Annotated in this window: 25 protein-coding genes; 22 read left to right on the forward strand and 3 right to left on the reverse strand. The window is 65.6% G+C overall.

The genetic code is table 11. The features are described from left to right. Window positions 1-37 precede the first annotated feature (37 nt). The 10 genes from ACX3PH_RS08915 to dapF all read left to right on the forward strand — a co-directional run bounded on the left by ACX3PH_RS08915 (window position 38) and on the right by dapF (window position 9,404). Entirely contained in the window at window positions 38-1,075 is a 1,038-nt protein-coding gene (locus ACX3PH_RS08915) for a Bug family tripartite tricarboxylate transporter substrate binding protein (protein ID WP_459091591.1), read from the forward strand. A gap of 3 nt (window positions 1,076-1,078) precedes the next feature. After that, window positions 1,079-1,651: a tripartite tricarboxylate transporter TctB family protein gene (locus ACX3PH_RS08920; protein ID WP_459091593.1), complete on the forward strand. Its 573-nt coding sequence runs from the start codon at window positions 1,079-1,081 to the stop codon at window positions 1,649-1,651. Beyond that, a complete protein-coding gene (locus ACX3PH_RS08925) occupies window positions 1,651-3,195 on the forward strand; it encodes a tripartite tricarboxylate transporter permease (RefSeq protein WP_459092386.1) in 1,545 nt (514 codons plus the stop codon). Before ACX3PH_RS08920 ends, ACX3PH_RS08925 begins: the two co-directional genes overlap by 1 nt. Window positions 3,196-3,309: 114 nt before the next feature. After that, on the forward strand, window positions 3,310-3,633 hold the full coding sequence (locus ACX3PH_RS08930; RefSeq protein ID WP_459091595.1) for a helix-turn-helix domain-containing protein: 324 nt from the start codon (window positions 3,310-3,312) through the stop codon (window positions 3,631-3,633). Between the two features lie 3 nt (window positions 3,634-3,636). Further along, a complete protein-coding gene (locus ACX3PH_RS08935; protein ID WP_459091597.1) occupies window positions 3,637-3,858 on the forward strand; it encodes a DUF3046 domain-containing protein in 222 nt (73 codons plus the stop codon). A gap of 287 nt (window positions 3,859-4,145) precedes the next feature. Then, window positions 4,146-5,273, forward strand: a complete 1,128-nt coding sequence (gene recA, locus ACX3PH_RS08940) for a recombinase RecA (protein ID WP_459091599.1) — start codon at window positions 4,146-4,148, stop codon at window positions 5,271-5,273. Between the two features lie 2 nt (window positions 5,274-5,275). Continuing rightward, the gene (locus ACX3PH_RS08945; protein WP_459091601.1) at window positions 5,276-5,971 is read left to right on the forward strand and encodes a regulatory protein RecX; all 696 of its coding nucleotides are present in this window, start codon (window positions 5,276-5,278) and stop codon (window positions 5,969-5,971) included. Window positions 5,972-5,994: 23 nt separating this feature from the next. Further along, a complete protein-coding gene (gene miaB, locus ACX3PH_RS08950; RefSeq protein WP_459091603.1) occupies window positions 5,995-7,569 on the forward strand; it encodes a tRNA (N6-isopentenyl adenosine(37)-C2)-methylthiotransferase MiaB in 1,575 nt (524 codons plus the stop codon). Further along, the gene (miaA, locus tag ACX3PH_RS08955; protein ID WP_459091605.1) at window positions 7,559-8,521 is read left to right on the forward strand and encodes a tRNA (adenosine(37)-N6)-dimethylallyltransferase MiaA; all 963 of its coding nucleotides are present in this window, start codon (window positions 7,559-7,561) and stop codon (window positions 8,519-8,521) included. Before miaB ends, miaA begins: the two co-directional genes overlap by 11 nt. A 4-nt stretch (window positions 8,522-8,525) precedes the next feature. Then, on the forward strand, window positions 8,526-9,404 hold the full coding sequence (gene dapF / locus ACX3PH_RS08960) for a diaminopimelate epimerase (protein WP_459091607.1): 879 nt from the start codon (window positions 8,526-8,528) through the stop codon (window positions 9,402-9,404). Between the two features lie 38 nt (window positions 9,405-9,442). On the opposite strand, the gene ACX3PH_RS08965 is transcribed toward dapF, so the two are convergent. After that, window positions 9,443-10,051: a class I SAM-dependent methyltransferase gene (locus ACX3PH_RS08965; RefSeq protein ID WP_459091609.1), complete on the reverse strand. Its 609-nt coding sequence runs from the start codon at window positions 10,049-10,051 to the stop codon at window positions 9,443-9,445. A 42-nt stretch (window positions 10,052-10,093) separates the two neighbouring features. On the opposite strand from ACX3PH_RS08965, the gene hflX reads away from it, so the two are divergent. Further along, window positions 10,094-11,626: a GTPase HflX gene (gene hflX, locus ACX3PH_RS08970; protein ID WP_459091611.1), complete on the forward strand. Its 1,533-nt coding sequence runs from the start codon at window positions 10,094-10,096 to the stop codon at window positions 11,624-11,626. On the opposite strand, the gene lexA is transcribed toward hflX, so the two are convergent. Beyond that, window positions 11,604-12,299 (reverse strand): transcriptional repressor LexA, encoded by a 696-nt coding sequence (lexA, locus tag ACX3PH_RS08975; protein ID WP_459091613.1) that lies wholly within the window; start codon window positions 12,297-12,299, stop codon window positions 11,604-11,606. The genes hflX and lexA overlap by 23 nt on opposite strands. Window positions 12,300-12,613: 314 nt before the next feature. Between lexA and ACX3PH_RS08980 the strand changes: the two genes are divergently transcribed. The 6 genes from ACX3PH_RS08980 to ACX3PH_RS09005 all read left to right on the forward strand — a co-directional run bounded on the left by ACX3PH_RS08980 (window position 12,614) and on the right by ACX3PH_RS09005 (window position 17,126). Then, on the forward strand, window positions 12,614-12,958 hold the full coding sequence (locus tag ACX3PH_RS08980; RefSeq protein WP_459091615.1) for a LysM peptidoglycan-binding domain-containing protein: 345 nt from the start codon (window positions 12,614-12,616) through the stop codon (window positions 12,956-12,958). A gap of 128 nt (window positions 12,959-13,086) precedes the next feature. After that, complete coding sequence (locus ACX3PH_RS08985; RefSeq protein WP_459091617.1) at window positions 13,087-14,178, forward strand: histidinol-phosphate transaminase; 1,092 nt, start codon at window positions 13,087-13,089, stop codon at window positions 14,176-14,178. 48 nt (window positions 14,179-14,226) lie between these two features. Beyond that, window positions 14,227-14,835 (forward strand): imidazoleglycerol-phosphate dehydratase HisB, encoded by a 609-nt coding sequence (gene hisB, locus ACX3PH_RS08990; RefSeq protein WP_459091619.1) that lies wholly within the window; start codon window positions 14,227-14,229, stop codon window positions 14,833-14,835. Window positions 14,836-14,868: 33 nt separating this feature from the next. Next, window positions 14,869-15,501 carry an imidazole glycerol phosphate synthase subunit HisH gene (hisH, locus tag ACX3PH_RS08995; protein ID WP_459091621.1) on the forward strand — a complete coding sequence of 211 codons (633 nt, stop codon included), beginning with the start codon at window positions 14,869-14,871 and terminating at the stop codon, window positions 15,499-15,501. A gap of 105 nt (window positions 15,502-15,606) precedes the next feature. After that, a complete protein-coding gene (gene priA, locus ACX3PH_RS09000) occupies window positions 15,607-16,356 on the forward strand; it encodes a bifunctional 1-(5-phosphoribosyl)-5-((5-phosphoribosylamino)methylideneamino)imidazole-4-carboxamide isomerase/phosphoribosylanthranilate isomerase PriA (RefSeq protein ID WP_459091623.1) in 750 nt (249 codons plus the stop codon). Further along, window positions 16,356-17,126 carry an SseB family protein gene (locus ACX3PH_RS09005; RefSeq protein WP_459091625.1) on the forward strand — a complete coding sequence of 257 codons (771 nt, stop codon included), beginning with the start codon at window positions 16,356-16,358 and terminating at the stop codon, window positions 17,124-17,126. The genes priA and ACX3PH_RS09005 overlap by 1 nt, the downstream gene beginning before the upstream one ends. On the opposite strand, the gene ACX3PH_RS09010 is transcribed toward ACX3PH_RS09005, so the two are convergent. Then, the gene (locus ACX3PH_RS09010; protein WP_459091627.1) at window positions 17,119-17,490 is read right to left on the reverse strand and encodes a DUF1844 domain-containing protein; all 372 of its coding nucleotides are present in this window, start codon (window positions 17,488-17,490) and stop codon (window positions 17,119-17,121) included. The genes ACX3PH_RS09005 and ACX3PH_RS09010 overlap by 8 nt on opposite strands. 279 nt (window positions 17,491-17,769) lie before the next feature. Here ACX3PH_RS09010 and infC point away from each other — a divergent pair, with 279 nt between their 5' ends. The 5 genes from infC (at window position 17,770) to ACX3PH_RS09035 (ending at window position 20,854) form a co-directional block, all read left to right on the forward strand. Next, window positions 17,770-18,513, forward strand: coding sequence for a translation initiation factor IF-3 (infC, locus tag ACX3PH_RS09015; RefSeq protein ID WP_459092388.1), 744 nt, complete (start codon window positions 17,770-17,772; stop codon window positions 18,511-18,513). Between the two features lie 67 nt (window positions 18,514-18,580). Then, window positions 18,581-18,775 (forward strand): 50S ribosomal protein L35, encoded by a 195-nt coding sequence (gene rpmI, locus ACX3PH_RS09020; protein ID WP_459091629.1) that lies wholly within the window; start codon window positions 18,581-18,583, stop codon window positions 18,773-18,775. Window positions 18,776-18,802: 27 nt separating this feature from the next. Beyond that, entirely contained in the window at window positions 18,803-19,189 is a 387-nt protein-coding gene (gene rplT, locus ACX3PH_RS09025; protein WP_459091631.1) for a 50S ribosomal protein L20, read from the forward strand. A gap of 15 nt (window positions 19,190-19,204) precedes the next feature. Continuing rightward, complete coding sequence (locus tag ACX3PH_RS09030) at window positions 19,205-20,020, forward strand: TrmH family RNA methyltransferase (RefSeq protein WP_459091633.1); 816 nt, start codon at window positions 19,205-19,207, stop codon at window positions 20,018-20,020. Window positions 20,021-20,098: 78 nt separating this feature from the next. After that, window positions 20,099-20,854 (forward strand): amino acid ABC transporter ATP-binding protein, encoded by a 756-nt coding sequence (locus tag ACX3PH_RS09035; protein WP_459091635.1) that lies wholly within the window; start codon window positions 20,099-20,101, stop codon window positions 20,852-20,854. Window positions 20,855-20,880 lie beyond the last annotated feature (26 nt).

A 20,880-nucleotide genomic window follows, 5' to 3' on the forward strand; every position in this document is an offset into this window, starting at 1 on the left:
CCCGGAGAGGCAGCGCACATCAGCTCGAGGAGGAGCAATGCGAGTTTTCACCACATCACAGCACCGCGGCAGGAAAGGGGTGCTCGCCGCAGTGGCGGGCGCGTCCGTGCTGCTCCTGGCCGGTTGCGCCGCAGGAGCAGCGGATCCGGATGCCGGGAGCGAGGCTGAAGCAGAAGGGATCAGCTCCCTCGGGATCATCGTGCCGGCTGATCCCGGAGGCGGCTGGGACCAGACCGGTCGCGCGCTCGCCGAGGTGGCCGTGCAGGAAGGCTTCGTCTCATCGGCGCCTGTCACCAATATCGGCGGAGCCGGTGGCACCATCGGCTTGTCATCCCTTGCCAATGAGACCGATCCGCTCACCCTGATGCTGACTGGCTTCGTCATGGTCGGCGCGGTGGAGACCAACGGCTCCCAGGTGCGGCTCGAGGACACCACCCCGATCGCCAGGCTCACTGAGGAGGCCGGCGTGATCGTCGTGCCTGCCGGTTCTCCCTACGAGACGCTGGAAGACCTGGTCAACGACATGATCGAGAACGGGAAGGAAGTCACCATCACCGGCGGTTCGGCCGGCGGTGTCGACCACATCCTCGCCGCACAATTGCTCAAGGAGGCGGGCCAGAGCGCAGCCGACATCAACGACAAGCTCAACTACATCCCCAACTCCGGCGGTGGAGAAGCGGTGACGCTGCTGCTCGGCGACAAGGTGTCCGCGGGAATTTCCGGCATCAGCGAGTTCGCCGAGCAGGTCAAGGCTGGGGAGCTGAGGGCGCTCGCCGTATCGAGTGCGGAGCCGAGCGATCTGCTCCCCGACGTGCCGACGATCATCGAGTCCGGCTATGACCTGGAGATCACCAACTGGCGCGGTGTCATCGCACCCGGGAACATCAGCGACGCCGACCGCGAGAAGCTGGTGGCCTTCGTCACCGAACTGACGGCGACCCAGGCCTGGAAGGACATCCTCGAGACCAAGGGCTGGGCTGACGCCTTCCTCGGCGGAGACGAGTTCGACGCCTATCTCGATGAGAACATCACGGACGTCACGGCCGTGCTCAAGGACATCGGCTTGATCGGCTAGCTGATGAATCCGCTGTCCTCCCGCTCGTCCGGTGGCATCCTGCCGCCGGACGAGCGGTACCCTGCTCCCGCCACCGGTGAACGACCGTCGCTGCCGGTCGGCGAGTACCTGTTCTCCCTGGTGTGTGCCGCGCTTGGCATCTACGTCGTGGTGGCGGCCGGCTTCATCCGTGTCCCGGTTTCAAGCAACACCCTGGGCCCACGCGCGTTCCCCTACCTGGTGGGGGCGATCCTGATCATCGCGGCAGTCGCCGTAGTCATCGGCGTGAGCCGCGGCCGCCTGGGTGAGGCCGAGGAGGGTGAAGACGTCGACGGCACCGTTCCGACCGATTGGGTGACGGTCGGCAAGCTGGTCGCATTCTTCACCATCCACGCCTACCTCATCGGGATCATCGGGTGGCCGCTCGCCGCCGCGCTGCTGTTCACCGGGTCAGCCTGGGCGCTTGGCGCGCGCAAGCTGTGGCGCGCTGCCCTCATCGGCCTGGCGCTCGGCTTCACCATCCACGTCATCTTCGGCAGCCTGCTGGGCCTGTCCCTGCCTGCCGGGCCACTCCTCGATTGGATGCCATTCCTCTGATGGACAACTTCGGCGCACTACTAGCCGGCTTCGCGACCGCGATCCAGCCGGAATACCTCCTCTACGCGTTCTTCGGCGTGCTCGTCGGCACAGCGGTCGGCGTCCTGCCGGGGATCGGTCCGGCGATGACGGTGGCGCTGCTGCTGCCGATCACCTACACGCTGGACCCGGCGGCCGCCCTCATCGTTTTCGCCGGCATCTACTACGGGGGGATGTACGGCGGGTCGACGACTTCGATCCTGTTGAACACACCGGGGGAGTCGGCCTCGATCGTCACCGCCCTCGAAGGCAACAAGATGGCAAGGAAGGGGAGAGGCGCATCCGCGCTGGCGACCGCTGCGATCGGCTCGTTCGTCGCCGCCAGCGTTGCCACCGTGGGGCTGACCCTGTTAGCGCCCATCCTGGCGCGGTGGGCCGTGACGCTCGGCCCACCCGACTATTTCGCGCTGATGATCGTCGCGTTCATGACGGTGGGCGCCCTTCTGGGCAGCTCGGTTTCCAGGGGTATGGTTTCGCTGGCGCTCGGCCTGTTCCTCGGGCTGGTGGGTACCGAGGTCCTCACCGGGCAGCAACGCTTCACCGGCGGCCTGCCGGTTCTTGCCGATGGCATCGACGTCGTGCTGATCGCCGTCGGACTGTTCGCGGTCGGAGAATCGCTCTACGTAGCATCCCGGCTCAAGGGCGGTGCCATCGCGGTGATCCCGGTGAGCAAAGGGTGGCGCAACTGGATGACGAAGGAGGACTGGAACTTCTCCTGGCGGCCCTGGCTTCGTGGCACCGCCATCGGCTTCCCGATTGGAACCATCCCGGCCGGTGGTGCAGACGTCGCAACCTTCCTGTCCTACGCCGCGGAGAAACGCCTCGCGAAGGGGGCGCGCAAGGCCCAGTTCGGCAAGGGCGCGATCGAAGGCGTTGCAGGTCCCGAGGCGGCGAACAACGCTGCGGCCGCCGGCGTGCTGGTACCGCTGCTCACGCTGGGGCTGCCGACGACCGCGACGGCCGCGATCATCCTCTCCGCGTTCCAGTCGTACGGCATCCAGCCCGGCCCGCTGCTCTTCCAGAACCAGAGCGCGCTGGTTTGGGCACTGATCGCGAGCCTCTACATCGGCAACGTCATGCTGCTCGTGCTCAACCTTCCCCTGGTCGGCATCTGGGTGAAGGTCCTCCAGGTGCCACGGCCATACCTGTACGCCGGAATCATGCTCTTCGCTGCGCTGGGCTCGTTCGCCATGAACTTCAACTACCTGGACGTGCTCATCCTGCTGGTGATCGGCCTGGTCGGCTTCCTGATGAGGCGGTACGGCTACCCGGTTGCGCCCATGGTGATCGGTGGCATCCTCGGGCCGATGGCCGAGACCCAATTGCGCAAGACGCTCGCGATCAGCCAGGGTGATCTGACCGCGTTGGTGACCAGCCCATTCGCCGCGGTGTCCTACGTCGCACTCATCGTCCTCCTCGGCGTCGGACTGTGGCTCAAGCGCCGGCAGGCCCAGGTGGAGAAGCAGCTCGCCGACTCCTCGGCAGCAGCGGCGGCCCGGGAATAGACCTCACTACGATCGTGTTACAGCCTATGTATTCACAAGGTCCGCACAGACTGTACTGGCTAGAGTTTTCGAAACGGTATGCTTTTCAGTCACTGAACATTTGGGGAGGGTCCAATGGTTCTCGTTCGTCAAGAAATCGGGGACGTACTCCGGGACTTCCGCCTGCAGAAGGGGCGCACCCTCCGTCAGGTCGCAGGCAAGGCAAGCGTTGCGCTGGGTTACCTCAGCGAGGTGGAGCGCGGGCAGAAAGAAGCCAGCTCCGAGATCCTCGCCTCGGTGGCCGATGCACTGGACACCCCCATTTCGGTCATCATGCGCGAGGTAGGAGACCGCCTCGCAGTTCTCGAGGGCCTCGATGTCATTCCGGACAGCGTTCCGGATGACCTGCTCTCGGGCTATACGGCGTCGGGCTTCGCGGCCGACGTGTTGACCCGCTAGCCGGTGCGGCTCAGCGAGTTCCGGGCTGCCGTTGACGATGAGTTCGGCGCTGCCTACGGCCGTACGCTGACGCAGGACCTCGTGTTGACCGAAATGGGTGGGCTGACCGCCGACCAGGCGATCCGCGCTGGCAAGGCGCCGCGCGAGATCTGGGTTGCGCTGTGCCGTGCTTCCGATGTGCCCGCCCAGCGCTGGCACGGTCGGCTCACGACTCCGCCCGGCTGACCTCGCGCCGATATCCGCAATCAGCCGCTTCGACACGCCGTGAGCAGATGTTCGAACATGGCTTCGGATGTTCGCTAGGCTCCCTCCTAGCAGCAGTCGAAAACGAGTTGTGCACAGTCGGCACGTCGATCCGCCTCAATGTCGGACGCCGAGCGTACTGTCGGATCCGTTAGCGACACTGCCAACAATGCCTTGTCGCACACGCTGATTGACCTTGCTTCACCGGTCGGTCAGTGCCAGCGGCAGCCTATAGGCGGACCAACCACGACTCCCAGGGAGCAGAAGAAATGGCATCAGCAACTGATCGCGAGAAGGCGCTCGACACCGCACTCGCACAGATCGACCGGCAATTCGGCAAAGGATCCGTCATGCGCCTGGGAAGTGATGAGCGCGCCCCCGTCGCCGTCATCCCGACCGGCTCGGTGGCGCTCGACGTCGCGCTCGGCATCGGCGGGCTTCCGCGTGGGCGCATCGTGGAGATCTATGGTCCGGAGTCATCGGGTAAGACCACGCTGACCCTCCATGCGATTGCGAACGCCCAGCGAGCCGGCGGTATCGCCGCCTTCATCGACGCGGAGCACGCCCTCGACCCGGAGTACGCCAAGAAGCTGGGTGTCGACATCGACGCCCTCCTGGTGTCGCAGCCCGACACGGGTGAGCAGGCCCTGGAGATCGCGGACATGCTGGTGCGGTCCGGCTCCATCGACCTCATCGTGATCGACTCCGTCGCCGCCCTTGTGCCCCGCGCGGAAATCGAGGGTGAGATGGGTGACTCCCACGTCGGCCTCCAGGCGCGCCTCATGTCGCAGGCGCTTCGCAAGCTCACCGGTGGCCTCAGCCAGACCGGCACCACCATGATCTTCATCAACCAGCTGCGTGAGAAGATCGGCGTGTTCTTCGGCAGTCCGGAGACCACAGCGGGAGGCAAGGCTCTCAAGTTCTACGCGTCCGTACGCCTCGATATCCGCCGGATCGAGACTCTCAAGGAAGGTACCGACGCGGTCGGTAACCGCACCAGGGTCAAGGTGGTCAAGAACAAGATGGCTCCGCCGTTCAAGCAGGCCGAGTTCGACATCCTTTATGGAATCGGCATCTCGCGCGAAGGCAGCCTGATCGACTTCGGGGTCGAGCACGAGATCGTCCGCAAGTCCGGCGCCTGGTACACCTACGACGGCGACCAGTTGGGCCAGGGCAAGGAGAACTCGCGCCGCTACCTGTCTGAGAACCCGGAAGTCGCCAAGGAGATCGAAGACAAGATCCTCACCAAGCTGGGGCTCACCCCCGAAGCGAAGGCCGCCAAGGCTGCGCAGGCTGCAACGGATGCCGCGGCAAAAGCCGAGGCGAAGGCCGCCGCGCTGGAAGGTGGCGGGGTCAGCCCGATCGCCGCGAAGCTGGCAGACCGCAAGGGCGCCTGAGCGTGACAACCTCCGCTGATGGTGGCAACGCTGACGGTGAGACGATCGCTCCGGTGACCTATCTCTTCGGGACCAGCCCCCGAGTTGGCCAGGGCACAAGCGACCAAAGCACATACGACCAAGGCACCGCAGCGTTCGCACCGTCGGCGGAGGAGTCCACGCCTCACGGCGCCGATGGGCAGCCCCCCCAGGCGCCCCAGGGTTCCGAGCGGGCGAGTCGTCGCGCCGAGAACGTGAGCCTGAACGGCTTGACCAGGCGCAATATGTCCCGCTGGGAGATCGAGAAGCTGCTGACCTCGCGCGACCTCTCCGAAGAGGTCATCGCAGCAGAGGTAGAGCGGCTCGAGGGCGTCGGGTTGATCGACGATGCGGCGCTTGCCGAGACTCTTGTGCGCACTCGTCGTGAGCGCAAGGGGCATGGGCGGCAGGCGCTGATCGCAGAACTCCGCCGCCGCCACATCGACCAGGACCTCATCGACGCCGCCCTCCAGACCGAAGACAGCGACGACGACGCCGAACAGGAACGAGCCAACGAGCTGGCGGTGAAGAAGGCGCGGGCGTTGTCGTCCTACGACCAGGCGACCGCGAAACGCCGGCTTACCGGCTTCCTCATGCGCAAGGGGTACTCGTCCTCAGTGGTGCAGGCCGCTGCCGCGGTCGCCCTGGGGGAGCGCGGCAGCGGCGTCCAGTTCCGGTAGCCGCAAGTTAGGCTTGGCGCATCATGACGCAGTTAGCCCCAGTCCCCAGCGCACAACTATCCCGGGTATCAGCCGGTGCCCTGGACGCACCCCGAACCTACGAGGTGCGCACGTACGGCTGTCAGATGAACGTGCACGACTCCGAGCGACTGAGCGGTTCGCTGGAAGCGGCAGGGTATGTCCGCGCTGAGCGCGGGCAGGCCGATGTCGTCGTCATCAACACCTGCGCCGTACGGGAGAACGCCGACAACAAGCTTTACGGCAACCTGGGGATCCTCGCCTCCGTGAAGCGGGAACACGAAGGCATGCAGATCGCCGTCGGAGGCTGCCTCGCCCAGAAAGACAAGGGCGTCATCCTGGCCAAGGCCCCCTGGGTCGACGTGGTCTTCGGCACCCACAACATGGGATCGCTGCCGGCCCTCCTCGAACGCGCCAGGCACAACGGTGAAGCCCAACTCGAAATCCTGGAATCCCTCGAAACGTTCCCGTCCACGCTGCCCACCCGACGGGAGTCGACGCACAGCGGCTGGGTATCCATCTCGGTCGGCTGCAACAACACCTGCACCTTCTGCATCGTCCCGACCCTCCGCGGCAAGGAGAAAGACCGTCGCCCGGGTGACATCCTCACCGAGATCCAGGCACTCGCCGACGACGGTGCGATCGAAATCACCCTCCTCGGGCAGAACGTCAACTCCTACGGCGTCGAATTCGGAGACCGCCAGGCTTTCAGCAAGCTCCTCCGCGCGGCCGGCCAGATCCAGGGCATCGAGCGAATCCGCTTCACCAGCCCGCACCCGGCAGCCTTCACGGATGACGTGATCGACGCGATGGCCGAAACCCCCACCGTCATGCCGCAGCTGCACATGCCGCTGCAATCTGGCTCCGACCGCGTGCTGAAGGCCATGCGCCGCAGCTATCGGTCGACCAGGTTCCTGGGGATCCTGGACCGCGTCCGCGCGAAGATCCCGAACGCGGCCATCTCCACCGACATCATCGTCGGCTTCCCCGGTGAGACCGAGGAGGACTTCCAGGACACCCTGAACGTCGTCGAGCGGGCACGGTTCGCCTCCGCCTTCACCTTCCAGTACTCCATCCGCGAGGGCACCCCGGCCGCCACCATGCCCGACCAGGTGCCGAAGGCCGTCGTCCAGGAACGCTACGAGCGGCTGGTGGCCCTCCAGGACCGCATCTCCTGGGAAGAGAATCAGAAGCTCGTCGGCACCACCGTCAACGTTATGGTCTCGGTCGAGGGCAGCAAGGATGCCGCAACCCACCGGCTGAGCGGGCGTGCCGAAGACAGCCGGCTGGTGCATTTCTCCGTGCCAGACGGGAGCGCAGCCCCACGGCCAGGCGACGTGGTCACGGTGACCGTCACGGATGCCAAGCCGTTCTATCTCATCGCCGACCCGGTCGACGGCACATCGCTCCACACTCGCCGCACCACAGCCGGAGACGCCTGGGACCGCGCTCAGGCCGCCTCCTGCGCCGTTCCGGCTGCATCGCCACAGAGTTCCACTCCGGGGCGGGTGTCGCTCGGCCTTCCGACCCTGCGCGTGGCGACAACCCCGATCTACGACTCGGCCGACGGTGAGCGTTAGGGAGCCGGACCCCGCGACTCCACTCGTTGTCGTCGTCGGAGCAACCGGCACCGGCAAGTCGGAGCTTTCCCTCGGCCTGGCCGAACACCTTGCGGCCAGTGGGCGCACGGCCGAGATCGTCAACGCCGACGCGATGCAGCTGTACCGCGGAATGGACGTGGGCACCGCCAAGTTGCCGCTCGACGAGCGCCGCGGATTCCCGCACCACCTCCTCGACGTGCTCGACGTCACCGAGGAGGCGAGCGTCGCCGGGTACCAGGCGGATGCCCGTGCCGCCATTGCACGCGTGATCGAGCGTGGGAATACCCCGATCCTCGTGGGAGGGTCCGGGCTGTACGTCTCGGCGGTCATCTACGACTTCCAGTTCCCGGGAACCGACTCGGTCGTGCGGGCTCGGCTGGAAAGCGAATTGGCGGAGCACGGACCCGGCATGCTCTACCAGAGACTCCGCACCCTGGACCCGCAGGCGGCAGAGGCCATCGGGCCGCACAACGGCCGGCGGATCGTCCGCGCCATCGAGGTGATCGAGCTGACCGGCGAGCCATTCGGTTCCGGCCTGCCGGACGAGAACGCACATTGGCACCCGAACACCATCGTGCTGGGGCTGAGCGCACCGCGACCGGAATTGGTGGCACGGCTGGATGCGCGGGTGCGGCACATGTGGGACGCCGGCCTGCTCGACGAAGTCGAAGGCCTCATCCCGCTCGGACTGGAACGCGGGATCACCGCGAGGCGGGCAATCGGGTACGCCCAGGCCATGGAACAGCTCGCCGGTGGAATGAGCGAAACCGAGGCGATCGAGCAGACGGCCGCCCTGACCCGCAAATACGCGCGCCGCCAGGTGAGCTGGTTCAAGCGATACCCGAACACGACCTGGCTGGAACATGATGACCCGGCACGCGTCGAGCAGGCCTTCGCCGCCGTCGCTGCCCCCACCCACCAGTATCCTTAGGCGCATGCCAGACATCCACTTCACCAAGGGCCACGGCACCGGCAACGACTTCGTGCTGTTCAGCGACCCGGACGGGGAACTGAACCTCACGCCGGCCCAGCTGGCTGCCATCGCCGATCGCCACTTCGGGGTCGGAGCCGACGGGGTGATCCGGGCGGTACGGTCACGAAGCCTCCCGGAGGGTGAGGCCTCCCTGGCCGAAGACGATACCGCCGAATGGTTCATGGACTACCACAACGCAGACGGAACACCGTCTGAGATGTGCGGAAACGGCATCCGTGTCTACGCCCAATACCTGGTCGAGAACGGGCTGGTCGAGCTCGATCCGACCGACACGTTGTCGATCGGCACTCGCGGGGGAGTTCGCGACCTGCAGCGCAACCTGAAAGGCTTCCAGGTCGACCTGGGGCGCTGGTCCCTTGACGGCGGGGATGCCCTGGTGCGTGCCAGGAACCTCAGTGTCGCCCGCCCTGGGCTCGGCATCAACGTCGGCAACCCCCACGTGGTGGTGGCCTTGTCCAGTGAGGAGGAGCTGGCATCCGCCGACCTTTCCTACATTCCCAAACTCGACCCGGAACCAGCCGAGGGGGCGAACGTCGAGTTCGTCGTCCCGGCTGACCCGATGGTGAAGGACGGCGTCGGCACGATCACCATGCGGGTGCATGAGCGCGGGAGCGGGGAGACCCTTTCGTGCGGCACCGGGGCGGCTGCCGCAGCGCTGGCCACCCGCCATTGGGCGGGCAGCGGGGCGCCCAACCAGTGGAAGGTGCACGTACCGGGAGGCACCCTCGGCGTGCGGATGTGGGCTGCCGAAGACGGCGAGCACGTCTCGTTGAGCGGTCCGGCCGTGCTCGTCTATGAGGGCGACCTCAGCCTCGCCTGACGGTCACCGAGCCTGTCAAAGCGCCCGGCAAGCGGCTTTCAGCGCCGTCGCACCTTCAGCACTCGATATCCCTTGTGCGTCGCCGCCCGCGACACCGGGAAACCCTCCGGAAGGGCGCCTTCCAGCCAGCGCTGCAGCGAGTCCGAGCCGAGGTTGCGCTGCACCACCAGCCAGGCGTCCGCTTCAACCTCCAGCCGGGGGAGCCAGAAGCTCAACATCTTGTGCAGTTCGGCTTTGCCCACTCGAATCGGCGGGTTGGAGCGGATCGACATGAACCCGATGTCGGCGGGAACATCCTCGGGCCGTACAGCGTTGACGTTGGTGAGGCCGAGCTTCTCGGCGTTGCGGCGCACCAGGTCCAGTGCCCGCTCATTCACGTCAACCGCCCACACCGTGGCGCGTGGCGAGTCGATGGCCAGGCTCAACGAAATGGGGCCCCAGCCGCAGCCGAGATCCAGCAGGTCTCCGCCGGGTGGCGGGGGCGGGGTGTTGGCCAGCAACACCTGGGTACCGGCATCGATTCGCTCCGGCGAGAAGATTCCCCCGGCCGTCGTCACCTCAACCGGCCGCCCAGCGAGGACGACCGAAATGTGGCGGAGCTTGAGCTCACTCTCCGGGGTGGAGGAGAAGTAATGCTCATTGGACATGAAGGCAAACTTATCGAAATACCAGGAGCTAGGGTTAACCCGATGACTGAAGTAGAACCAGACGAGAGTCAGGATGTGATCGACCGGGTGCTTGCCCACGCGGGTTCGCGCTCGTCCGGTTACGCCATTTTCACCTCCGGCGCCCAGGCGTTGCAGGCGGATGCCGAAGCGGAGCCATTTTCTGCCGATGGCGACCAATTCGACCGGGAGGACCGCCAGGCGCTGCGTCGCGTCGCCGGCCTGTCCACTGAGCTGGAAGACGTCACCGAAGTCGAGTACCGGCAACTCCGCCTGGAAAAAGTCGTGCTTATCGGGATCTACTCGCAGGGCAACGCGCAGGAGGCCGAGAACTCGATGCGGGAACTCTTCGCGCTTGCCGAGACGGCCGGCGCGGTCGTGCTCGACGGGTTGCTGCAGAAGCGCGCGACCCCCGACCCGAGCACGTTCTTCGGTAAAGGCAAAGCGATCGAGCTTCGCGATGTCGTGGCGGCCGTCGGTGCTGACACGGTGATCGTTGACGGTGAACTGGCACCCAGCCAGCGGCGTGCGCTCGAAGACGTCATCAGGGTCAAGGTGATCGATCGGACTGCAGTCATCCTCGACATCTTCAGCCAGCACGCGAAGAGCCGGGAGGGCAAGGCGCAGGTCGAACTGGCCCAACTCGAGTACCTGCTTCCCCGCCTGCGCGGCTGGGGTGAATCGATGTCCAGGCAGGCCGGTGGCCAGGTGGGTGGTGCCGGGGCGGGAATGGGCAGCCGTGGTCCAGGTGAGACCAAGATCGAGCTCGACCGTCGTCGCATCCACACCCGCATGGCGCGCCTGAGGAAGCAGATCAAGGGGTTCGCTCCTGCGCGGGAGGCCAAACGCGCCAACCGCAACCGCCACGAGGTTCCGTCGGTCGCCATCACCGGCTACACCAACGCCGGCAAGTCTTCGCTGCTGAACCGGATCACCAGCGCGGGGGCGCTGGTGGAGAACGCGTTGTTCGCCACCCTGGACACTGCCGTTCGCCGGAACACGACCGCGGACGGACGCGGCTACACCCTCACCGACACGGTCGGTTTCGTTCGAAACCTTCCGCACCAATTGGTCGAGGCGTTCCGCTCCACGCTGGAAGAGGTGGGAGATGCTGATGTGATCGTGCACGTTGTCGACGCCTCGCACCCCGACCCGGCGAGCCAGCTGGCGACCGTGCGTGATGTCATCGGGGAGGTCGGCGCACGTCACATCCCGGAGATCGTCGCCTTCAACAAGAGCGACCTGGCTGACGACGACCAGCGGCTGCTGCTGCGCGGGCTGGAACCGCGTGCGGTATTCGTCTCGGCGCGCACCGGCGAGGGTATCGATGAACTCCTCGAGCGGATCGGCGAAGAACTACCATCCCCGTCCATCGAGCTGACGCTCCTCGTGCCGTACGAACGCGGCGACGTGGTGTCGTCAATGCATGATCGCGCTGTCGTCCTGTCGACGGACTACGAGGAAGCCGGTACCCGGGTTCGGGTGCTCGTGAACGCGGCCGACGCCTCGCTGCTGCGCGAGTTCACCGTCTCGGCTACAGGGACCGCAGCACCGTAACGACCTTGCCGAGCACCTCGGCATAGTCGCCGACGATCGGCTCGAAAGCACTGTTGCGCGGCAGCAGCCAGGTGTGCCCGTCGCGCTGACGGAACACCTTGACGGTGGCTTCGTCATCGAGCATGGCGGCAACGATGTCGCCGTTCTCTGCGGTCTTCTGCTGGCGTACGACGACCCAGTCACCGTCGCAGATGGCGGCGTCGATCATGGAGTCTCCGACGACCTTGAGCATGAACAGATCGCCCTTGCCGACCAGCTGCCGTGGCAGCGGAAAGACTTCTTCGATCTGCTGTTCAGCCGTGATCGGGATGCCGGCAGCGATGCGGCCGACGAGTGGCACCATGGCGGCGTCACCGATCGGCGTGGGGTGATCTGACTCGACGGCGCCCGCGTCGCGGCCGGGAAGGTCGATCAGCACTTCGAGCGCCCTGGGCCGATTGGGATCCCGGCGAAGGTAGCCGCTCAGTTCCAGCTGGTTCAACTGGTGGGTCACGCTCGACAGGGAGGACAGACCGACGGCGTCGCCGATCTCACGCATGCTCGGCGGATATCCCCGTCCGGCCACTGCTCGCTGGATGAACTCGAGGATGGCCTTCTGCTTCTCGCTCAGGCTCTTTCGACGACGGGTCGTTCCCCGGGGGGCCGGTACTGCGCGGGGTGTGCTGTCGTCCATCTGGGGCTCCTCTGTCGACGGTTCGATCTGAATGTCAGTGGCTGCTGCTTGTGTGGTGTTCAGACAATCGAAACTGTATCCGCGATCTGGCGGATAAGCAAAGGTTTGTTCGAGTGTGTCGGCGGGTTCTTTGGTCAGATATCGAAACTGGGGCTTGAAAGTGGGAGAAATCGAATGTATGTTCGGAACACAGCTTCGCATCCGGTGCTCCCGGCCGAGCACCGGATGCCGAAGTTCAGCCCCGCTCCACCGAATGTGTAACAGCACCCGAACGCGTAACAGCTACCCGAATGCGTAACAGGAAGGCCACGATGATGAGCGACACCCTCCACGCCGGCACGACCCGCGCCACTCCGGTTTCCCGGCTGCGGTTGACCCGCAGGGGGCGCACCGTGCTCACCACGCTTGCGGCGACGCCTCTCGTCCTCGCCGCTCTCGCCTTCGCGCTGAACGGTGGGATGGCGACCGCGACCATGGAAGAGGGGTCGACGACCTACGTCACTGTGGAGGCAGGCCAGTCGCTCTGGCAACTCGCGGAAGAGGTGGCGCCGGGCGAGGATATTCGCGAAGTGGTTGCCCAGCTGCTGCGAGTGAACGCGCTGGAGAGTGCGGAAATCTTCCCCGGGCAGCAATTGGCGCTGCCGAACCAGTACCGCTGAGCTACGTACTGCTGAGCATGTACCGCTGAGCATGTACCGCTGAGTACGTACCGCTGAGTACGTGCCACTGACGAGCCGCCCGACCCGGCACGACGAAAGGCGCTCCCGGCCACAGTTAACATGGCAGGGTGGCTTCCCTTGATGATCTCCCCATCCGCGACAACCTCCGCGGCCTGCGGCCGTACGGTGCACCGCAGAAGGCCGTTCGTACGGCTCTCAACGTCAACGAGAACACCCACGCGATTCCTGAGGCGGTCGCTCACGACATCGTCACGGCCCTGGCCGGCGCAGTGCTCGGCATCAACCGCTATCCCGATCGCGAGTTCACTGCCCTGCGGGACAGCCTTGCCGGATACCTCGGCCACGGCCTGACCCGCGACAACATCTGGGCGGCGAACGGGTCGAACGAGGTTCTCCAGCAGCTCCTCCAGGCGTTCGGCGGGCCGGGTCGCAGTGTCCTGGGTTTCCCGCCCACCTATTCGATGCACTCGATCATTGCCGCCGGAACCGACACCAGGTGGATCGCCGTCGAGCGTGCAGCCGACTTCGAGATTTCACCGGCCCTCGCCGTCGCTTCCATCGAGGAGCACCGGCCCGACGTTGTCTTCTTCTGCGCCCCCAACAACCCGACCGGAACGCCGTTGTCCCTGGAGACGATCGAGGCGGCCTATGAGGCGACCGAGGGCGTGGTCGTCGTGGACGAGGCGTACGTCGAGTTCGCCCCGGCCGAGCGCCCAACGGCACTCAGCCTCCTTCCCGGCCGTGAGCGGCTGATCGTGTCGCGCACCATGAGCAAGGCGTTCGCCTTCGCGGGGGCCCGCGTCGGATACCTGGCCGCCGACCCGGCGGTGACGGATGCCATCCGCCTGGTTCGCCTTCCCTATCACCTCTCTGCCCTCACGCAGGCGGCCGCGGTCGCCGCCCTGGCGCACACCGGCGAGATGCTCGCGATGGTCGACGACATCAAGCGCCAACGCGATCGCCTCCTCGAAGAGCTTCCGAAGCTGGGTTTCACGGTGTGGCCGAGCGACGCGAACTTCGTGCTCTTCGGTGGCGTCGCCAACCCGCACGCGGTGTTCACCGCCCTGCTCGAGCAGGACATCCTCATCCGTGACCTCGGCATCCCGCACCACCTCAGAGTGACGGCGGGGACCGAGGCGGAGACCAGCGCCTTCCTGAACGCCATCGAAGGACTCGGCGCCGCTGTCGGCAGGGAGTAACACACGCGCACGCTGGTTAGACTTGCATAGTGAAAAGAGGACAGCCGAATGGGTGAACCGACCAGAACCGCCCAGCTTTCGCGGGAGACGAGCGAGTCGAGCATCGAACTATCCCTCGATCTCGACGGTACCGGTAGCTCGAATGTGTCGACATCGGTGCCATTCTTCGACCACATGCTCACGGCGTTCGCCAAGCATTCGCTGGTCGACCTCACCGTCCGCGCCAGTGGTGACGTCGAAATCGACGTCCATCACACCGTGGAAGACGTGGGAATCGTCCTCGGCAAGGCGATCAGCTCTGCACTCGGCGACAAGGCAGGGATCTCCCGCTATGGGGACGCCCTGGTGCCGCTGGACGAAGCGTTGGTGCAGGCGGTCGTCGATGTATCCGGGCGTCCCTACCTAGTGCACTCCGGTGAGCCTGCCGGGTTCGAATTCCACCTCATCGGCGGGCACTTCACCGGGTCCATGGTTCGTCACGTCTTCGAGGCGATCACTTTCCACGCCGGCATCACCGTGCACCTGACGGTGCTGGCCGGCCGCGACCCGCACCACATCGCCGAAGCGGAGTTCAAGGCCTTCGCCCGCGCGTTCCGTCAGGCGATCACGCCGGATGCGCGAGTTTCCGGCGTGCCATCCACCAAGGGCGCCCTCTGACCGGCGTCCGCTTCACCAGCTGATCGGATTCGATTGTCTACTCCTTCCGTTGTGGTCCTGGACTACGGCAGTGGCAACATCCACTCCGCCATCAAGGCCCTGGAGCTGGCCGGTGCCAGCGTCGAACTCACGGCTGACCGCCGGAAGGTCGCGGAGGCCGATGGCCTGTTCGTCCCGGGGGTCGGCGCATTCTCCGCCGTCATGGCGGCGCTCCGGTCCGTTGGCGGGCCCGAGCTGATCGAGCGCCGGATTGCCGGCGGTCGTCCTGTGCTGGGTATCTGTGTCGGCATGCAGGTCATGTTCGAGCAGGGGGTCGAGCGGGGGGTCACGACCGAAGGCCTCGGCGAGTGGCCGGGCACGGTCGCGCCATTGGAGGCACCGGTGGTGCCCCACATGGGATGGAACCTCGTACACCCGGATGAGGGCTCGGTACTGTTCTCCGGGTTGGAGCGTGAGCGCTTCTACTTCGTGCATTCCTACGCCGCTCACGATTGGCGGTTGGAGGTCTCCGCACCGTTTCCGCAGCCCAAGCTGGCGTGGGCGGAGCACGGAACACGTTTCCTGGCCGCGGTCGAGAACGGACCGCTGGCCGCCACCCAGTTCCACCCGGAGAAGTCGGGGGAGCCGGGCATCCGCCTGCTGAAGAACTGGATCGACAACCTGTGAGTTCCCGACGCCCACAACTATGAGTAGTATCTATAGCTTGTCCAGCGCGCGGAGCATATGCTGCCCGCACATCGCGCATGACCCATCGGTTTCAGAAGGCGACTCATGTCTGAGTTCAACACCACCCCGAGTTTGACCCTGCTTCCGGCGGTCGACATCTCCGACGGCAAGGCGGTGCGGCTCACCCAGGGGGAGGCCGGCACCGAGACCAGCTACGGCGACCCGGTTGCCGCGGCATCCGATTGGGCGAACCAGGGAGCCGAGTGGATCCACCTGGTCGACCTCGATGCCGCCTTCGGCCGCGGTAACAACCACGCCCTGGTGCGCAAGGTGATTCGCCAGGTCGGCAACAACGTCAACATCGAACTCTCCGGTGGCATCCGCGACGACGAGTCCCTGGAAGCCGCGCTGGCGACCGGCGCCAAGCGCATCAACCTGGGCACCGCGGCTCTGGAGAACCCCGAGTGGTCGGCCCACGTCATCTCCGAGTACGGCGAGGCGATCGCCGTCGGCCTCGACGTTCGGGGCACCGCGCTGGCAGCGCGCGGCTGGACGAAGGATGGCGGCGACCTGTGGATGGTCATGGACCGCCTGGAAGAAGCCGGATGCGCCCGCTACGTCGTGACGGATGTCACCAAGGACGGCACCATGCAGGGCCCGAACCTCGACCTGCTCCGTCAGGTGATGGACCACACGCACAAGCCCGTCATCGCCTCCGGCGGCATCTCGAACCTTGATGACATCGCAGCGTTGCGCGAACTCGTTCCCCTCGGTCTGGAAGGTGCCATCGTCGGCAAGGCGCTCTACAACAAGGCGTTCACGCTGGCTGAGGCGCTCGACATCGCCGGCGATTGATGCACGACCAGCACGGCAGGGCCACCGACTCTGCGGGCCAGCCCTGGGAGGGCCGCTCGTTCGGGGAGACCGCTTTCGCGGACGATGACGGCTCGGCTCCGCCCACGCTGGTGGAGGCGCTGCAGCGGTTCCGTGGGCGCGGCGGCGATGAAGCGGTCGTCGTGGATGCCGTGCGGGCGGTCAGGCTCCTCATTCCCCTGATGGCAACGCTGGGGGAGTCCGGCGTCAACGACCACGGTGTCACTGTCGATAAGAGTGCCGAATTGTCGATCGTGACGGTTTCCGGCCCCGACGGCCGGAATGTCCTGCCGGTGTTCAGCTCTGTAGCGGCCATGCAGCACTGGAATCCGGCCGCGCGACCGGTCCCAGCCGACGGCGTGCGGGTGGCGCTCGCCGCAGCGGATGAGGGAACCGACCTGGTCGTGCTCGACCCCACCTCGGAGACCGAGTTCGTCATCCGCCGGCCAGCGCTCTGGGCGATCGCGCAATCACTGCCGTGGGCTCCGAGCCACGGTGATGCCGAGGTCGCTGCCGAGTTCGAGCGCAGTGTGAGCAGCGAGTCCGCCGTCGTCGCCATCAGGCTGGCGGCGGGGGATCCGGATGCGACACTGCGGGGTCCTGAATTGATCGTCCAGTTGGCGCTTCAGCCGGGCCTGGACCAGTCGGCGCTCACCGGTCTGCTGGAACGCCTGCAGTCGCGCTGGGCTGCCAGCGACCTGATCGCCGCCCGCGTTGACTCCTTGGCCGTAAAGCTGGTTGCGGCTAGCTGACCGGGCCGGTGAACTTCTCCCCGGGACCCTTGCCAGGCGCATCCGGAATAGACGACGCCTCGCGGAACGCCAGCTGCACCGAGCGCAACCCATCACGCAGCGGCCGCGCGTGCGAGTCGGAGAGGTCTGGGGAGGCCGCCGTGATCAGGCCGGCCAGCGCATTGATCAGCTTGCGCGCCTCGTCGAGGTCGAGCTGGTTCTCCGGGTCGTCGGCGAGGCCGCACTTGATGGCTGCGGCACTGAGCAGGTGCACCGCCGCGGTGTTGATGATTTCGATCGCCGGCACGTCCGCAATGTCGCGGGCGGCCTCGTTCTCGCGAGACTCATCGTCCGAATGTGCGTGTGCGTACCCGGTATCACTCATGGAGCTTCCTCTGTTAGACTCGTGCGGGCTCCGAGGCCGTCAAAGGTTTCGGAACGACAAGTGGAGATTCTCCCACCCGCGCTTGACCGCCTGCGTTGTTCATCAACACACGTTCACCAACACGTGTTGATCAACACCTCAAGGTTACCGGGTAGTTGGCACCCCGCCGACGTGCACGCAAGTGCGCTGAGGTAGACCAGGGTGCTGTGCCGGCAGTGATTGCCCGCACAAATTCTCTCCTCTCGTCGCCTGTCGGCATCCGTCGGCAGTTCGGCCACAGTGAAGCCACAGTACGAGGAGAAACGCATCAGCGATCCCAGAACGAATGACCGAATCCGCGTCCCGGAGGTTCGTCTCGTTGGCCCACAGGGCGAGCAGGTTGGCGTCGTCCGCATCGAGGAGGCCCTTCGCCTTGCCCAAGCGGCCGACCTGGATTTGGTTGAGGTTGCTCCCAACTCCAAGCCGCCCGTCGCGAAGATCATGGACTTCGGCAAGTTCAAGTACGAAACCGCGCAGAAGGCGAAAGAGGCCAAGCGCAACCAGACCAACACCATCCTCAAAGAGGTGCGGTTCCGTCTCAAGATCGACAAGCACGACTACGAGACCAAGCGCAAGCGTGCCGAGGGTTTCCTCAAGGGCGGTGACAAGGTCAAGGCGATGATCCTGTTCCGTGGCCGCGAGCAGTCCCGCCCCGAGCAGGGCGTGCGCCTGCTGCAGAAGTTCGCAGAGGACGTCGCCGAGTTCGGCTCGGTCGAGTCCACTCCGATGATCGATGGCCGAAACATGGTCATGGTGATCGGCCCGCTCAAGACCAAGGCCGACGTCAAGGCTGAGACGGATGCCAAGAAGGCGCCGAGCAAGTCCAGGAACTCCTCCGGCGAACCGGATGCGCCAGCCGAGAAGCCGAATGCGCCAGCCGAGAAGACGGACAAGCCCGAGAAGGCCGACAAGCCCGCCAAGGCCGCCAAGCCTGCGACGGATGCCGGCGAAGAGTCGGCAGACCAGGCCACAGCGGCAAGCTGACCCACGAATTTCGTCGGCCCTCTCGGTGCCATGACGATGACCAGTACGACAGTAAACAAGGAGAGAAATGCCCAAGCAGAAGACCCACTCCGGGTCCAAGAAGCGTTTCAAGGTCACCGGTAGCGGCAAGATCATGAAGCAGCAGGCCGGTATGCGCCACAACCTGGAGGTCAAGTCCGGGCAGCGCAAGCGTCGCCTGAACACCGACCAGGTGCTGGCCAAGGCCGACGCCAAGGTCATCAAGAAGCTTCTCGGCAAGTAAGCCGACCGGAACCAGAGGAATACGAACATGGCAAGAGTCAAGAGGGCTGTCAACGCCCACAAGAAGCGCAGGGTCATCCTCGAGCGCGCCAAGGGTTACCGCGGCCAGCGTTCGCGCCTGTACCGCAAGGCCAAAGAGCAGGTCATCCACTCGCTCGTTTACGCCTACCGCGACCGCCGCAGCCGCAAGGGCGACTTCCGTCGCCTGTGGATCCAGCGCATCAACGCCGCATCCCGCGCGAACGGCCTCACCTACAACCGCTTCATCCAGGGCTTGAACCTGGCCGGCGTCGAGGTTGACCGTCGCATCCTGGCCGACCTGGCCATCACCGAGCCGAAGACGTTTGCGGCATTGGTTGCCACGGCCAAGGCCGCCCTTCCCGCTGACACCTCAGCACCGAGGGTTTCCGCCTGAGTTTGGAGCACGACATTGCTTGACAACCCGCGTTCACCTCGTGTCCGCGGCGTGGCCAAGCTCGCCAAGAGAGATGCCCGGTCTGAGACCGGGCACTTTCTTTTGGAGGGCCCCCAGGCTGTCGCCGAAGCGCTCGCGTTCCGCCCGGAGTTGCTGGTCGAGCTTTTCGCGACCCCGACCGCGCTGGAGCGTTACTCGGACCTGTCCGTCGCCGCGGTAGCAGCCGGGCTCGAGGTGGAGTTCTGCACCGAGCAGGTCATCGACTCGATGGCGAACACGGTGACGCCGCAGGGGGTGATCGCGGTGTGCCGGCAGTTCCCGGTCTCCGTGAAGGACATCCTGCGGGCGGATGCCGACGGCGAGGGCCCGAAGCTGGTGGTCATTCTCGAGGAGGTCCGGGACCCCGGGAACGCCGGCACGATCATCCGGGCCGCGGATGCTGCCGGGGCCGATGGGGTGATCCTCACCGGTCGCAGCGTCGACCTTTACAACCCGAAGGTGGTGCGGGCCACGACCGGGTCGATCTTCCACCTGCCGGTCGCCACCGGGGTGGAACTCGAAACGGTGCTGGAGCGTGCCCGGGGCGCCGGCCTGCAGGTGCTGGCCGCCGACATCAAGGGCTCCGACCTGCTGCAGGCCCGCCACGATGGAGTGCTTTCACGGCCGACCGCCTGGGTGTTCGGAAACGAGGCCCGCGGGCTCAGTGACGAACACTTTGCCGCCGCCGACCTGGCCATCACGGTGCCCATCTACGGCAAGGCGGAATCGATGAACCTGGCGACCGCAGCATCCGTCTGCCTCTACGAATCGGCGTTCGCCCAGCGTTCTTAACACCAGGCCTCATCACAGGTCGATTACGGCGTCCGGGTCGGTTGGCTGCGGTGTTCGCATTGTGGTTATGCTTGCGGAATGCAGCCCTCACACAGCGGTGACGCCCTGGTGGTCATTGACCGCATCAACAAGCACTACGGCGACCTGCATGTGCTGAAAGAAATCTCCACAACCGTCGCCAAGGGCGAGGTTGTCGTGGTTATCGGGCCGAGCGGATCCGGCAAGTCGACCCTTTGCCGGGCGATCAACCGGCTCGAGACCATCGACAGCGGCAGCATCACCATCGACGGCAACGTGCTGCCGGAGGAGGGCAAGGGCCTTGCCAGGCTGCGCGCCGACGTCGGCATGGTCTTCCAGTCGTTCAACCTCTTCGCACACAAGACCGTTCTCGAGAACGTCACTCTCGGCCCGCGCAAGGTTCGCGGGACATCCAAGGCAGCCGCCGACAAACGGGCCATGGAGCTGCTGGACCGAGTCGGCGTGGCCAACCAGGCATCGAAGATGCCGTCCCAGCTGTCCGGCGGCCAGCAGCAGCGCGTGGCGATCGCCCGTGCGCTCGCCATGGAGCCGAAGCTGATCCTGCTCGACGAGCCGACCTCCGCCCTCGACCCGGAGATGATCAGTGAGGTGCTGGATGTCATGGTGCAGCTGGCACATGACGGCATGACCATGGTCGTCGTCACCCATGAGATGGGCTTCGCGCGCAAGGCCGCCAATCGCGTGCTGTTCATGGCCGACGGTGAGATCGTCGAAGAGGCGACACCGGAACAGTTCTTCACCAACCCCCAAACGCCGAGAGCAAAAGACTTCCTCTCGAAAATACTTACCCACTAACCCAGCGGGTAAGGACTGCCACAGCA

The sequence above is a fragment of the Homoserinimonas sp. A520 genome (genome assembly GCF_054489245.1).